The sequence below is a fragment of the Bacillus sp. FSL K6-1006 genome (assembly GCF_038593175.1).
Classification (GTDB): domain Bacteria; phylum Bacillota; class Bacilli; order Bacillales; family Bacillaceae; genus Bacillus; species Bacillus safensis.
Genome location: NZ_CP151970.1, coordinates 3,257,265 through 3,270,868, shown reverse-complemented (window position 1 = coordinate 3,270,868; position 13,604 = coordinate 3,257,265). Strand labels below are relative to the sequence as shown.

General features: G+C 42.2%; 11 protein-coding genes. 10 read left to right on the top strand and 1 reads right to left on the bottom strand.

Translation table 11 applies throughout. From position 1 onward, the window contains the following. Positions 1 to 81: 81 nt before the first annotated feature. Entirely contained in the window at positions 82 to 1,221 is a 1,140-nt protein-coding gene (gene wecB / locus NSS65_RS17065; RefSeq protein WP_024423642.1) for a UDP-N-acetylglucosamine 2-epimerase (non-hydrolyzing), read from the top strand. Between the two features lie 33 nt (positions 1,222 to 1,254). Here wecB and NSS65_RS17060 read toward each other — a convergent pair whose 3' ends face one another. Beyond that, positions 1,255 to 2,175, bottom strand: a complete 921-nt coding sequence (locus tag NSS65_RS17060; protein ID WP_046313060.1) for a LytR family transcriptional regulator — start codon at positions 2,173 to 2,175, stop codon at positions 1,255 to 1,257. Positions 2,176 to 2,357: 182 nt separating this feature from the next. On the opposite strand from NSS65_RS17060, the gene NSS65_RS17055 reads away from it, so the two are divergent. From NSS65_RS17055 to NSS65_RS17015, 9 genes are all read left to right on the top strand, one after another. Beyond that, on the top strand, positions 2,358 to 2,681 hold the full coding sequence (locus tag NSS65_RS17055) for a hypothetical protein (protein ID WP_024423640.1): 324 nt from the start codon (positions 2,358 to 2,360) through the stop codon (positions 2,679 to 2,681). Between the two features lie 24 nt (positions 2,682 to 2,705). Then, the gene (locus NSS65_RS17050) at positions 2,706 to 4,814 is read left to right on the top strand and encodes a SpoIID/LytB domain-containing protein (protein WP_034281125.1); all 2,109 of its coding nucleotides are present in this window, start codon (positions 2,706 to 2,708) and stop codon (positions 4,812 to 4,814) included. Positions 4,815 to 4,837: 23 nt separating this feature from the next. Beyond that, positions 4,838 to 6,328 carry an N-acetylmuramoyl-L-alanine amidase gene (locus NSS65_RS17045; RefSeq protein ID WP_034281124.1) on the top strand — a complete coding sequence of 497 codons (1,491 nt, stop codon included), beginning with the start codon at positions 4,838 to 4,840 and terminating at the stop codon, positions 6,326 to 6,328. A 117-nt stretch (positions 6,329 to 6,445) separates the two neighbouring features. Beyond that, positions 6,446 to 7,942, top strand: coding sequence for a cell wall-binding repeat-containing protein (locus NSS65_RS17040; RefSeq protein WP_065214835.1), 1,497 nt, complete (start codon positions 6,446 to 6,448; stop codon positions 7,940 to 7,942). A 137-nt stretch (positions 7,943 to 8,079) separates the two neighbouring features. Then, complete coding sequence (locus NSS65_RS17035) at positions 8,080 to 8,664, top strand: hypothetical protein (protein ID WP_065214834.1); 585 nt, start codon at positions 8,080 to 8,082, stop codon at positions 8,662 to 8,664. 199 nt (positions 8,665 to 8,863) lie between these two features. After that, complete coding sequence (locus tag NSS65_RS17030; RefSeq protein WP_024423636.1) at positions 8,864 to 9,523, top strand: exopolysaccharide biosynthesis polyprenyl glycosylphosphotransferase; 660 nt, start codon at positions 8,864 to 8,866, stop codon at positions 9,521 to 9,523. Between the two features lie 18 nt (positions 9,524 to 9,541). After that, positions 9,542 to 10,993, top strand: a complete 1,452-nt coding sequence (locus NSS65_RS17025; protein ID WP_070326079.1) for an MOP flippase family protein — start codon at positions 9,542 to 9,544, stop codon at positions 10,991 to 10,993. Beyond that, the gene (locus NSS65_RS17020) at positions 10,990 to 12,174 is read left to right on the top strand and encodes a glycosyltransferase (protein ID WP_061110146.1); all 1,185 of its coding nucleotides are present in this window, start codon (positions 10,990 to 10,992) and stop codon (positions 12,172 to 12,174) included. Before NSS65_RS17025 ends, NSS65_RS17020 begins: the two co-directional genes overlap by 4 nt. 79 nt (positions 12,175 to 12,253) lie before the next feature. Next, complete coding sequence (locus tag NSS65_RS17015) at positions 12,254 to 13,591, top strand: UDP-glucose/GDP-mannose dehydrogenase family protein (RefSeq protein ID WP_034281112.1); 1,338 nt, start codon at positions 12,254 to 12,256, stop codon at positions 13,589 to 13,591. Positions 13,592 to 13,604 lie beyond the last annotated feature (13 nt).

Genomic DNA, 13,604 nt, shown 5'->3' with positions numbered 1-13,604 from the left:
GAAAATAGAATGATTAGGATTCGTTCCTATTCTTTTGTATAATACACTTATGATAAATGAGAAGGAAAGAGGCATCGACTATTGAAAACATTACATGTAATGACTGTATTCGGGACGAGGCCTGAAGCGATTAAAATGGCACCCCTTGTCCTTGAGTTGAAAAAACATCCGCAAATCAAATCCTCAGTCACTGTGACTGCACAGCATCGGCAAATGCTTGATCAAGTGTTGAAAGCCTTTAACATTCGTCCGGATCATGATTTAAATATTATGAAAGAACGTCAGACATTATCTGAAATCACATCAAATGCACTCTTGAAACTAGATCAACTATTTCAAGAGGAAAAACCTGATATTGTCCTTGTTCATGGAGACACAACAACAACCTTTGCAGGAAGCTTGGCCGCATTCTACCACCAAATTTCAGTCGGTCACGTTGAAGCGGGTTTAAGAACACACAATAAATACTCGCCGTTCCCTGAGGAATTGAACCGACAAATGACAGGTACGATTGCCGATATTCATTTTGCTCCTACAAATGAGGCAAAGCAGAATCTTTTAATTGAAAATAAAAAAGAAGAGACGATTTGTGTGACGGGGAATACTGCGATTGATGCGTTGCAAACAACGGTTACAGAGCAGTATCAACACCCTATTTTAGAGAAAATAGGCACAGATAAAATGATTTTGTTAACGGCTCATCGCAGAGAAAATCTCGGCCAGCCGATGAAAAACATGTTTAGAGCGATTAGACGTATTGTAGAAGAGTTTGAAGATGTTCAGGTTGTATATCCTGTACATTTAAACCCTGCTGTTCGTGATGCGGCTCAAACAGAATTCAGTGATCTTGATCGTGTGCACTTAATTGAGCCGCTTGAAGTCGTTGATTTCCATAACTTCGCTGCTGCCTCACACTTTATATTAACGGATTCTGGGGGTGTCCAAGAGGAGGCGCCTTCTCTAGGGAAGCCAGTATTAGTTCTGCGCGATACAACAGAACGCCCTGAAGGTGTGAAAGCTGGCACGCTGAAGCTCGCTGGTACAGATGAAGAGACCATTTACAACATGGCAAAACAGCTGTTAGTCGATCAGAAAGAGTACGACAACATGTCGAAGGCGTCTAATCCATATGGTGATGGACAAGCGTCAAAACGAATTGTCGAAGAGCTTCTCCATCGTTTTGGATTAAGTGAAGAAAAACCAGTTCCATTTCAATCATAAAAAAAGAAGACTACATTTCTGTAGTCTTCTTTTTTACTGCTCCAAACTTTCCTTCAATTCCTTCTTCACATTCGCAAGACTGCTGTCATCAAGCTGGTAGTAATAAATGTTATTGATACGTGTGCCTGATCCTTTCAGCTCGTGCTGCTCCACATGCTGTCTTGCATCACGATAATCATTCATCATCATCCACATATCGTCAAATGACATGTTTGTCTTCATATTATTTTCCACGACTTTGAACATATCGCCGAATTTCGTAATAGATGAAATGTTGGCACCTTTTGCAATGATGCCTTCAATGACCTGGCGCTGTCTTTGCTGACGTCCGAAGTCACCCTTTGGATCTTGCTTTCTCATTCTTGTGTAGGCAAGGGCTTGATCGCCATTCAGGTTAATTTCTCCTGTACCAAATGAATGGCCGTCATAGCTAAATGCAAACGTGCTATTTACTGTAATACCGCCAAGTGTATCAACAATATCCTTGAAGCTTTCCATATTGACTTTAACGAAGTAATCAACAGGTACATCAAGCAGTTCCTCTACAGTATCTGCTGCCATTTGTGTACCGCCAAATGCATAGGAGTGGTTGATTTTATCCATTGTGCCTTTTCCGACAATCTTCGTATACGTATCACGCGGGATGCTCACCATCTCGGTCGTTTTTGTTTTCGGATTTACTGTCATGTATATTAATGTATCTGCACGGCCTCGGTCATTTTTTCGTTCATCGACACCCATGACTAAAATAGAAATCGGGTCTTTCTTACTTAAATCGACATCTTTGTCACGCTTATCTGACTTCTTTAAATTTTCTTGAATGCCTGCGACGGTCGATGCTGCTGTGTTCCAAAGATGATATGCGTATCCGCCAGTTGCTAATACGAATAAGCCAATAATCGATAAAACAATCCAAAGAACCTTTTTCTTCTTTCTTTTTCTTTCAGCTCTCATAATGTCCCTCACCTTTTCTATGATTCTTCCATGATTATAGGTTTACGAATCTTGATAAACAAGTTATTTTTTTACTCTGAACCTAGATATAGACGTTGTAACAAAAAAAAGGTTTCAAAAAACCTTAAATTTACCTTAAAATAATAACTTATAAGACGATACAAAGACATGAGGTGAAAAAAATGAAGAAAATCGTCGTTTTACCGTTCTTAATACTGCTACTAGGTATCGTGCTCACAGCATGTGGAACGGCCGAGCAGTCCTCAGGAGAAAACAAGACAAGCAGTTCAACTCCTCAGGTACTGGAAGAGAAAGCTGAATTTATTGGAATGGCTGATGCACATACAGTCGAAGTGAAAAAAGTGAATACGACCCTAAGCTATGAATTTACGGATAATTTTAAAGATGTGTTAAATGAATTTAAACCAGGAGACACAGTAGAAATCTCTTACTTTATTAATGACAGTGGTCAAAAGGAAATCCAGAAGATTGAAAAACAGAAGTAAAAAAGATGGGCGGGATGAACAAAATTGAAGAAAACAGGCGTTACACTAATCGTTCTCATGATACTGACTCTACTAGTTGCACCCTTTCAGTCTGCCATGGCAAGCTCGGCAATTTCAGTGAAATTGTCTAATTATATCGGAAACAAAACAAGTATGGATATCTCAACAACTGGGGAATACAAGCTATCAGGATCAAATGTTGCTGTGACAAAAAGATATGACGGCAAAAATAGATACGAAGTAGCCAACAGCATCGCTTCTGCTGGCTGGAAAAACCCATCAACTGTTGTCATTGTCAGTCGTGATGCATTTGATCATGCAATTTCTGTATCGCCGTTAGCATACAAACTGGGCGCACCTATTTTGTATACGAATATTGAAAAACTGACGAAAACAACAGAAAACCAGCTGAAGAAAATGAAGCCGGATAACATTCTGATTGTCGGAAATACGAAAAGCATTTCAACAGCTGCTGAGAAGTCTATTAAAAAGTATGGCAAAGTCAGACGTATTAGTGGAAAAGATAAGTTTGAAATCTCCCAAAAAATCGCAAAAGAAATGGGTAACTATAAGCAAGCTGTCGTTGTCGGCGGGAACTCATTTATGAATGGGATTGCCATTGCATCCTACGCATCGAGAAAGGGATACCCTATCCTGTTAACAAAAAAAGATTCCATTCCGTCTTATAGAATGCCAAGTAAAGTGATCATCATCGGCAGTACGAAAAGTACTGGACAAAAAGTTGAAAATCAAATCAAAAAAACCTCACAGGTGACAAGAATCAGCGGGGCCAATCGCTATGAATTATCTGTGAATATTATAAAGAAATTAAATATTAATGCAGATAAAGTTTATTTGGCAAAAGCCTCTAGCTATATTTATGCTATGCCGCTGTCGCAATTGGCTGCAAAATCTAACAGTACGGTTGTGTATGTGAAACCCGATTCTGTCACAGCGTCTTTAAAAGCACTGCTGAAGGAAAAAGGTACATATGCTTATCATCTTGCTGGCAGCACAAGTGCAATTAAAGATAGCTTGAAAAATTCATTAGCCAAACAAGTCTATCTGAAAAAAAATCAAAACTACCAATTGAATATTTCTAACGGAAAAATTTCATTAAAAGGCATAAAGACGTATAACACAGTAAGAGTTGTTCCTGAGAAATATTCAACAAAAAATGTCCTTCAAATTGCAGGAAAGCCGTATTTAGGCAGCGTAAACTTTGCAATTGAATCAGGGTATATCAGGCCGACTCTCGAAAATATTCCATTTGAAGACTATTTAAAAGGTGTAGTGCCAAATGAAATGCCTGCAAGCTGGAATGTTGAAGCGTTAAAAGCACAGGCAGTTGCCGCTAGAACGTATTCGGTGAAAAGTATTGGAAAAGTCGTCCCTGATACAACAGCCTTCCAAGTATATGGAGGATATAACTGGTACACAAATTCAACAAAAGCTGTCGATGCTACAAAAGGAAAGGTTCTGAAATACAACAATCAGCTCATTTCAGCAACCTATTACTCTAGCAATGGCGGTTATACAGAGGCAAGTGAAGAAGTATGGGGAAATGCACTGCCATACTTAGTGGCCAAAAAGGATCCAAAAGATCCAGTCAATCCATGGACACTGAAACTTTCTAAGAAACAGCTGGGCACGACATTGACTGCCAGCACAGCAGCATCTGAGTGGTCTAAAGCAAAAGAGACAAATGCAGCTGACCTTGCAGGCCTGAAATCATGGCTGCTCAAAAACAAAGAAACCGCTGCATCTGATATGAAAATCGCATCGATTTCAAGCCTGACGTTCTCAGGGAAAACAAAAGGCCAGCGTGCGAAGACGGTATCGATCAAACTGACATACCATCTGAAAAACAAAACAGGCACATATTCGGTAAACAAAAGCACAACGGCAAGTATGAAGATGACCGAGTTTCGATCAGTCATGGGCGCAACAAAGGTGAAAAGCACGTTTGCGTCAGTCAAAAACAACACAAATGACTTCACGATTTCAGGAAAAGGATATGGCCACGGCATTGGTATGAGCCAATACGGAGCCAAAGCGAGAGCTGAATCTGGAAACTCGTATTCTTCCATACTCTCGTTCTACTATCCAGGTACAAAACTAACAAACTATTAAAAGGTAAAAGGAGGACATAGAAGATGCGCTCATTGATGAAAACAGCCATCCTCAGCCTCATCGCCATTTTCGTTATCGTTCCAACAGCATTGGCAGACAATTCAGTCTCAAGAATTGATGGCGGGAGCAGATATGCTGTAGCGGCAAACGTAGCGAAAAAAGGATGGGGAACTGCAAGTACAGTCGTTTTAGTAGGGAAAACTGCGTATGCAGATGCAACAGCAGGAATTCCACTTGCATACCAAAAAAACGGACCAGTTCTTTACACAAACAGTAAAAGCCTTTCGGGTGATACAAAAAAAGCCTTAACTTCATTAAAAACAAAGACGGTAATCGTTTTAGGCAGCACATCAAGTGTGTCAAACAACGTGGTCAACCAAGTGAAGAAAATGGGCATCTCCACACAGCGTATTTCAGGAAAAAACCGATATGAGCTATCTGCCAATATCGCGAAAAAAATGAAAAAGCCAGCAGGCGTCGTTGTCGTTGAGGGTTCTTTCTATGCACATGGGATTGCGATTGCACCTGTAGCAGCTCAAAAAGGATTCCCAATTCTATACACAGATAAAAAGGGACTTCGTTCTGAAATCGCTTCTGTTGCAAAAGCAAGCAATGTGAAACAAACCATTGTAGTCGGCGGAGAGAATTACGTCACAAAAGCAGCTTATAACCAATTGAAATCACCAACGCGGATCAAAGGCTCGACTCGTTATGATGTCGCGGCAAATATTGTGAAAAAGTACAATATGAGTGTCAATAATACCTATGTAGGAAGAGGATTTGGTTACGCCACTTCATCTTCTGCTGCAGGCATTGCAGCGAAGCAAAACAAAGCATTGCTTCTAACGAATGAAAAGACGCTGCCAAAAGTAACGAGAGCAACAGTGAGCAGTAAGAAAATCACCAAATTTACTGTCGTAGGCAGTACAAATACAGTGACACCAACTGTTGTGAACCAGCTGAAAAATCCGGCTGTTGGGAAAAAAGTATTCATTGATCCAGGTCATGGTGCGCATGATTCAGGAGCTGTAGGATACGGATTATATGAAAAGAATTTGAATTTAGATGTAGCAAAGCGTTTAAATACGAAATTAAACAACGCTGGTGCACTTGTGACCATGTCAAGAACATCAGACACATTTGATAGTCTTCAAACACGAGTGAGCAAAGGTGCCTCAGCGAATGCAGATATCTTTATCAGTGTCCATGCGAACTCAAATGATAACAGCAGTGCAAATGGAACAGAAACGTATTATGACAAAACCTATGCGGCTGCAAACAGCCTGAAGCTGGCGCAAAACATCCAGCCTAAAATGGTCAGCGCACTAGGTACAAGAGACCGTGGTGTGAAAACAGCTGGCTTCTACGTCATTAAATATTCTAAGATGCCGAGCGTTCTTTTAGAAACTGGTTTTGTTTCCAGTCCAGTTGATTCAAACATCTTGAAATCTGCTACGTATAAAGATCGATTAGCGTCAGGCATTTCAAGCGGTGTGTCAGGTTATTTTAGATAAGAAAACACAAAACTGAGGGGTGCCTCAGATAGGCTGCTCGAGAACGTACTCGGCAGCCTTTTTTCAAAAGTCCATGAAGCTCCTGGGTGAAGGGTTCAAACCAAGGAGGTTGACTTCATGCGTTTTGATATCAAATGTATGTTACTGATTGCTATTTCACTATGTTTATATACACCATCCGTTTTTGCTCAGCACACTGTATCGAGGATAGAAGGAAGCAATCGGTATGAGGTAGCGGTAAATGCCGCGAAAAGGGGCTGGCAGGAAGCGCCTGCCGTTGTGCTTGTGGGCGGTGATGCTTATGCAGATGCCCTGAGTGCTGTGCCTTATGCCTACCAGCAAGGGGCCCCAGTCCTGTTAACGAATGCTGGCAGTCTTTCAGGTGCTGTAAAGACAGGGTTGCAGCAGCTGAAAACGAAGCGGGTAACGATTCTTGGCGGGACTGCGAGTATTTCTGAAAAAGTCGTGAAGCAACTAAAAGCAATGAATCTATCCGTTTTCCGTATTCAAGGAAAGAACCGCTATGAATTGGCGGCAAATGTGGCTAAGCACATGAAGAGTGCTAGTGCGGCTGTCGTCGTGAATGGTTCTGCTTATGCTGATGCTGTCGCGATTGCTCCGTACGCTGCTAAACAAGGCTATCCCATTTTATTAACAGATGCGAAAGGACTGCGCGAGGAAACAGCCAATCTATTAAAAAACAAAGCAGTCAAGCGGACCATTGTGATCGGCGGAGAAGCAAGTATCAATAAAACTGCTTTTCAAAAGCTTCCCTCACCAGTCAGAATAAGCGGAGCCAATCGGTATGAGGTGGCTGCCCAAATTGCTAAAACGTATCCAATGAAGACAAGTCACACATTTATGAGTCATGGGTATGCCTATGCAGATGCAGCCGCTGCGGCAAGTATAGCAGCGAAACAGGGACAAACCCTTCTTCTCACAGATGCTCAAACGGTGCCGGATGCTATCAGAAAAGTCATTGGGGCCAAACAGATGTCAGCATTTTCTGTGGTAGGCGGAACATCAACCATTCAATCAAATGTCATCACACAGTTGAAAAATGCGGTGTTAGGCGAAACAATTTTTATTGATCCAGGTCATGGTGCGCAGGATGCTGGAGCGATAGGGAATGGCCTGCTTGAAAAGAACATTAATTTAGAAGTAGCATTAAAGCTTCAGTCGAGGCTTCATCAAGCGGGTGCCCTTACTGTCATGTCGAGAACATCTGATACATTTGACTCCTTGCAGACACGTGTCAGTAAAGGAGCGCAGGCCAGTGCTGATATATTCATCAGTATCCATGCCAACGCAAATGATAACAGCGGTGCAAATGGAACAGAGACGTATTATGATACAACATATGCGGCTGCTCATAGTGTCAAGCTGGCACAACAGGTGCAGCCCCGAATGGTCAGTGCCCTTGGAACAAAAGATCGCGGAGTGAAAACAGCAGGGTTCTACGTCATCAAATATTCTAGAATGCCGAGTATTTTGCTAGAAACCGGCTTTGTAACAAATCCAATCGATGCGAGTATTTTAAAATCTACCGCTGCAAAGGATCGGCTGGCTTCTGGAATTGCAACGGGTGTGTCCAACTACTTTGACGTAAAATGAATCATGAATGATGTGTCAAGTTAAAAATACATTTCATTTTTGGTTATGTTTGTTATAATTGAAACATAGAAGGTGAATGGTTTACACATAAATCTTCAAACGACAGCAAACCGACAAATCATGAAGAGGTGACGATCTTGAAAAAATTAATCACAATGCCGTTTCTAGTATTGCTTCTAGGAGTATTGCTCACAGCGTGCGGCACAACAAATCAATCAAGCGATAACAAAAAGGATGACAGCAAAAAAGAAACAACTGAAGCAGCCGATCAAAACAAAGATAAGGCTGCGGACGAAAAATCAGAAGATCAATCATCAAATGAAAAAGCAGATGATCAAAGTAAAGAAACAGCTGCTCAAAAAGAAGAGCCGGCAAGTCAATCTGATGAAGAGGCAAAAGACAGCTCAAGCAAAGAAATTACAAAAGAAGAACCTGCTAAAGACCAATCAAAAGCTGACTCAAAAGGTGACTCTAAAACAAAGAAAGAATCAACGACTAGTAAGAAAAATGTAATCACCAAAGAAGGCACATATGTCGGTTTGGCTGATGGACATACAATTGCTGTCAACATTGATGGAAAAGAAGTAGCTATTCAATTCGGAAATACATTTTCTAAACAAGTGAACAGCTTAAAAGAAGAATCAAAAGTGAAAGTAACCTATACAAAAGATGCAAACGGAACACTTCGATTGAAAACGATCGAAACTGTAAAAGCAAAATAAAGAAAAGACCCGGAGACCCGCAGAATTGCGGGTCTTTTTTACGTTCAAAAGGGCATAATTTGATATAAGTGCACATTCTTAACACAGTTTTACAAGACTTAACAGCGCATTTACATTTGCTTAATGTTACTCTGCTAAACTGACTTTCATAGAACATCTCTTTACACAACAACTACTTTGAATGGTGAGGTGCAGGTCAGTGAGTGCAGAGAAAGCGATGAATCTTTACAGAGAATATGAAGTGAGACGAAATCACTCTTTTGCCTTAACAGAACATATGGTTCGTTATTTATTTGCAAAACGTTTCATAGATTTAATGTTCTCGTTCATCGGATTGATGTTGAGTACGCCAATCATTTTGCTGTTTGCTCTTTTGATTAAGCTGGAAACACCAGGGCCAGCCTTTTATATGCAGGAAAGGGTCGGGAAAGACGGTGTTTACTTTAAATTATGGAAGCTCAGATCGATGAGAATTGACGCAGAAAGCGGAGGAGCGAAATGGGCGCAAAAAAATGACCCGCGTATCACCAAAGTGGGGGCATTCATCCGTAAAACAAGAATTGATGAACTTCCGCAATTTATCAACGTGTTAAAAGGAGAAATGAGTATCGTAGGCCCTCGTCCAGAAAGACCGATGTTTACCGCAGAATTTAATCGGACGATTCCAGGCTTCACAAAAAGATTGGCAGTAAAGCCGGGGCTGACAGGTCTTGCTCAAGTAAATGGCGGATATGAAATGAGTCCAAGTGAAAAATTAACACACGACTTACAGTATATTCAAAACTTGACATTTTCTCTCGACACGAAGATTATGGTAAAAACGTTAAAAGTCATCATGACTGGTGACGGAGCCAGATAAGTAAAGTAGGGAAGAGAAATGGCAAGTATGAAAAAACGCATGCTAGGCGGGGCAAAATGGACAAGCTTGTCCGCATTGATCATCACCATTATCCAAATCGCACAGTTCGCCTTTTTAGGGAACGTGATGTCACTCAAGGAGTTTGGTCTTGTTGGTATGATCACAACTGTCACAATATTTACGCAGATTTTGCTTGATCTAGGAATTGGGGCAGCGATCATTCAAAAGGAACAAACGACAGAACGTCAATTATCTACATTATATTGGATCAACTTGCTCACAGGGATTATCTTGTTTTGTCTGCTCATTCTGCTAAGCCCAATGATAGCCGCTTTTTATAACCGGCCAGAGCTAGAAGGTCTGCTCAAGCTATTATCGATCATGTTTCTGATCGCACCGATTGGCCAGCAGTACCAGTATATGATGCAAAAAGACTTAGCCTTTAAAACATTAAGCACCATTGAAACCATTGCAACCATCATATCGCTGCTCGTTTTACTCGTTTTCGCCTTCTTCATGAATCCGATTGTCGCCTATGTCATCTCTCAAGTGCTGCTGCAATCAGGAAAAGGTCTCATGTATGCAGCAGCTTATTGGAAGAAGTGGCGTCCATCACCTGTTTTTGCATTAGGAGAAGTAAAGGGATTTTTCTCATTCGGTGCATTCCAGCTCGCATCCAGACTGGTCAACCGAGCAGGATCAAACATCGACATGATTTTAATCGGCCGGTTTCTTGGAGCGGAAGCGTTAGGTATTTACAGCTTGGCGTATCAAATTGTGACAATACCCGTGCTGAAGATAAATCCGATTGTGACGAGAGTGGCTTTCCCAGTTTTCGCAAAAAGTCAGCAGGATCACTCCATGCTGCGAGAGGGCTTCCTAAGTATGACGAATATGCTCGCATTGGTTAGTTTTCCATTATTAATCGGCCTTGCTGCCGTATCAGACAGTTTTATAGAAGTCGTGTTTGGAGAGAAATGGCTAGTAGCGGTCCCGGTTTTAAATATATTGTGTATTGTCGGCCTGCTGCGTGTGCTGATGAATCCAAACGGTTCAATACTTCTTGCAAAAGGGAGAGCGGACTTAGCCTTTTATTGGGATACGGGGATGCTCATCGTGTATGGCTGCGCATTATATGCAGGTGTGACTACAGGCAGTCTGCTCACAGTAGCTTGGATCTACTCAGGTGTCAGCCTGCTCAACTTTATTGTCGGCAGATGGCTCATGGCATATGTCATTCAGCTTGATATGAAGGTGTATTTAAAATCACTTGGAAAACCTGCTGTCATGACGCTGCTCATGGCTGTCTGTGCGGTAGCTTTACATCAAGGGATGAAGCTGACGACAGCAGATATTTCACTTCAATTACTACTGACTGTTTGTGTCAGTGCTGCATTGTATGGCTTGCTGCTCATCAAAATGTATCCGCAGGCTGCAGGCAAATTATTGAGAAGAGGTCGTTCGTCATGAAGGTGCTATGGCTGACAAGTGTATATCCTAGTGAAAAACATCCGAGTGAGGGCGTGTTTCATGAAACGCAAGTGCAGGAGCTGCTCAAACAAGGAATAGAAGTGACTGTCATTTGCCCAAATCCAGTGAATCCGCCGGTTTTACGGATGCTGAAGGCATCCTATCGGCAGAAAAGGGATCTGCCTGAACAGGAAGTGAGAAGCGGAGTGACGGTTTACAGACCGCCTTATCCAGCGCTCCCAGGACAGCTGAAATGGGCGCAGCCGAGTAAACGAATAGCGGCTTCCGTTCTCAGAGCAATGCAGCGTCATCAGCTGTCACCAGATTTTATCCATGCGCACTTTGCCATGCCGTCTGGCGGAGCGGCGGCTGTTATTCAGAAAGAAACGAAAATCCCTTATCTTCTGACCTTGCACGGCAGTGATGTGAACGTATATCCGAACTATAGCAAAGGGGCGAAGGCAGCCTTTGAAACGGCTGTGAGGCAGGCATCTGCTGTTCTGACAGTGAGTGAGGAGCTGGCTAAAAAGACAAATGAGATGACGAAGGTAGAAGCAAAATGTCTTCCGCTTGGTATTCCGCTCCGATCATTTTCCAGAACGGAAGAAGGTCAAGAAGGCATCAGAAAGCACTTAGGTTTACCGCTTCAAGATAAGCTCGTTGTTTTCGTCGGGCGTTTAGTGAAAGAGAAGGGCTTGCTTGAATTAGCTGATGCTGTCAGCAGCATGGATGGGGTGAAAGCAGTCTTTGTTGGAAAAGGCCCCCTTGCAATGGAGCTCACAGAACGGGCGGGAGCATCTATTATACTCCCAGGCCAGGTGCCGAATGAGCAGGTGAGAGACTACTTAATGGCAGCTGATCTGTTTGCACTCCCTTCCTACAGTGAAGGAATGCCAACCGTCGTTCTAGAAGCGCTCGCTTTAAAGGTACCTGTCATTGCAACAAGGGTTGGTGGTCTCCCATCCTTATTTTCAACCTATCAACACCTGCTCGTTGAACCGCGTTCGACGCGTCAGCTGAAAGAGGCGATTCACGCCTGCCTTTATGAAAACAGCTGGAATGAAGAAGTGAAGAACGTTCTTCATGAAATAGTTCATACAGAATATTCATCAGAACATAATGCGAAGCATCTCATTCAGCAATATGAGAAGGTGCTCAATCAATCAACATCTATCGTTTAAATAAGATGAAATGTGCAAAGAATGATAGATAGATAAACAGCTTGGAACGGACAATATGCTTTTACTGAGAGGATGAAAAATGTTGAAGAAAATTGCTGTGATTGGAACAGGTTATGTCGGGTTAGTATCGGGTACTTGTTTTGCTGATATCGGAAATCGTGTCATCTGCTGTGACATTGATGAATCAAAAATCAACAGCTTAAAAAGTGGTGTCGTTCCCATTTATGAACCAGGTTTAAAGGAATTGATTGAAAAGAATACAGAAGAAGGAAGACTGTTTTTTACAACGAATATTCCTGCAGCTATTAGGGAATCAGAGATTATCTATATTGCCGTAGGGACACCGATGACACCACAGGGGGAAGCAGATTTAACGTATGTGAAGGCTGTCGCTCAAACGATCGGTGAACACATGAATGGCTATAAAATCATCGTCAATAAAAGTACAGTTCCCGTTGGAACAGGCCGTCTCGTTCAAGCCATTGTGGAAAAGGCATCGCGCAGCAAATATCCTTTTGACGTCGTATCCAATCCAGAGTTTCTCCGAGAAGGCTCAGCGATTCAAGACACGATGAATATGGAGCGGGCGGTCATTGGTTCGACTAGCACTCATGCCTCTACCATCATCAAAAGACTGCATGATCCGTTTCAAACAGAAGTTGTGGAGACCAACTTAGAAAGTGCTGAAATGATTAAGTATGCTGCAAATGCCATGCTTGCCACAAAAATCTCATTTATTAATGACATTGCAAATATTTGCGAAAGGGTAGGCGCTGACGTTGAAAAAGTCAGTGAAGGAGTTGGATTAGACAGCCGCATCGGGCATAAATTTTTAAAAGCAGGCATTGGATTTGGGGGTTCTTGTTTCCCGAAAGACACGATGGCTCTACTCAAAATTGCCGAAACATCCGGGTATCGTTTTAAGCTGATCGAATCTGTCATTGAAACGAACAACAACCAAAGAGCCCACCTTGTCAGCAAATTGATGAGTGTGTTCGGTGATATTAAAGGAAAAACCATTTCTGTCTTAGGCCTCGCCTTTAAACCGAATACGAATGATATGCGTTCAGCGCCTGCACTAGATATTATCCCAATGCTGAGAGAGCTGGGGGCTTTTGTGAAAGCCTATGATCCGATTGCTTATGTAGAAGCTGAACGTGAGCTTGGCCCGCAGGCGATCTTCAGCAATGATCTGTATGAAACAGTAAAAGATACGGATGCCTGTCTCATCCTAACAGAATGGGATGACGTACAGAAGATGGATAAAGACCAGATCAAGCAGCTGCTTCGTTCACCGATTGTAATTGATGGAAGGAATTTGTTTGATCCAGCAGAAATGAAAGAGAGAGGATTTATTTACCAGTCTATCGGCCGCCCGAGTGTATGGGAAGCAGAATTGGTATCGAAGGCACAATAACAGGGGGAGCTTG

Coding starts and splice junctions, on each gene's coding strand:
- NSS65_RS17055 (WP_024423640.1), top strand. CDS start 2,358: ATGAAGAAAATCGTCGTTTTACCGTTCTTAATACTGCTACTAGGTATC.
- NSS65_RS17020 (WP_061110146.1), top strand. CDS start 10,990: ATGAAGGTGCTATGGCTGACAAGTGTATATCCTAGTGAAAAACATCCG.
- NSS65_RS17045 (WP_034281124.1), top strand. CDS start 4,838: ATGCGCTCATTGATGAAAACAGCCATCCTCAGCCTCATCGCCATTTTC.
- NSS65_RS17040 (WP_065214835.1), top strand. CDS start 6,446: ATGCGTTTTGATATCAAATGTATGTTACTGATTGCTATTTCACTATGT.
- NSS65_RS17060 (WP_046313060.1), bottom strand. CDS start 2,175: ATGAGAGCTGAAAGAAAAAGAAAGAAGAAAAAGGTTCTTTGGATTGTT.
- NSS65_RS17025 (WP_070326079.1), top strand. CDS start 9,542: ATGGCAAGTATGAAAAAACGCATGCTAGGCGGGGCAAAATGGACAAGC.
- NSS65_RS17015 (WP_034281112.1), top strand. CDS start 12,254: ATGTTGAAGAAAATTGCTGTGATTGGAACAGGTTATGTCGGGTTAGTA.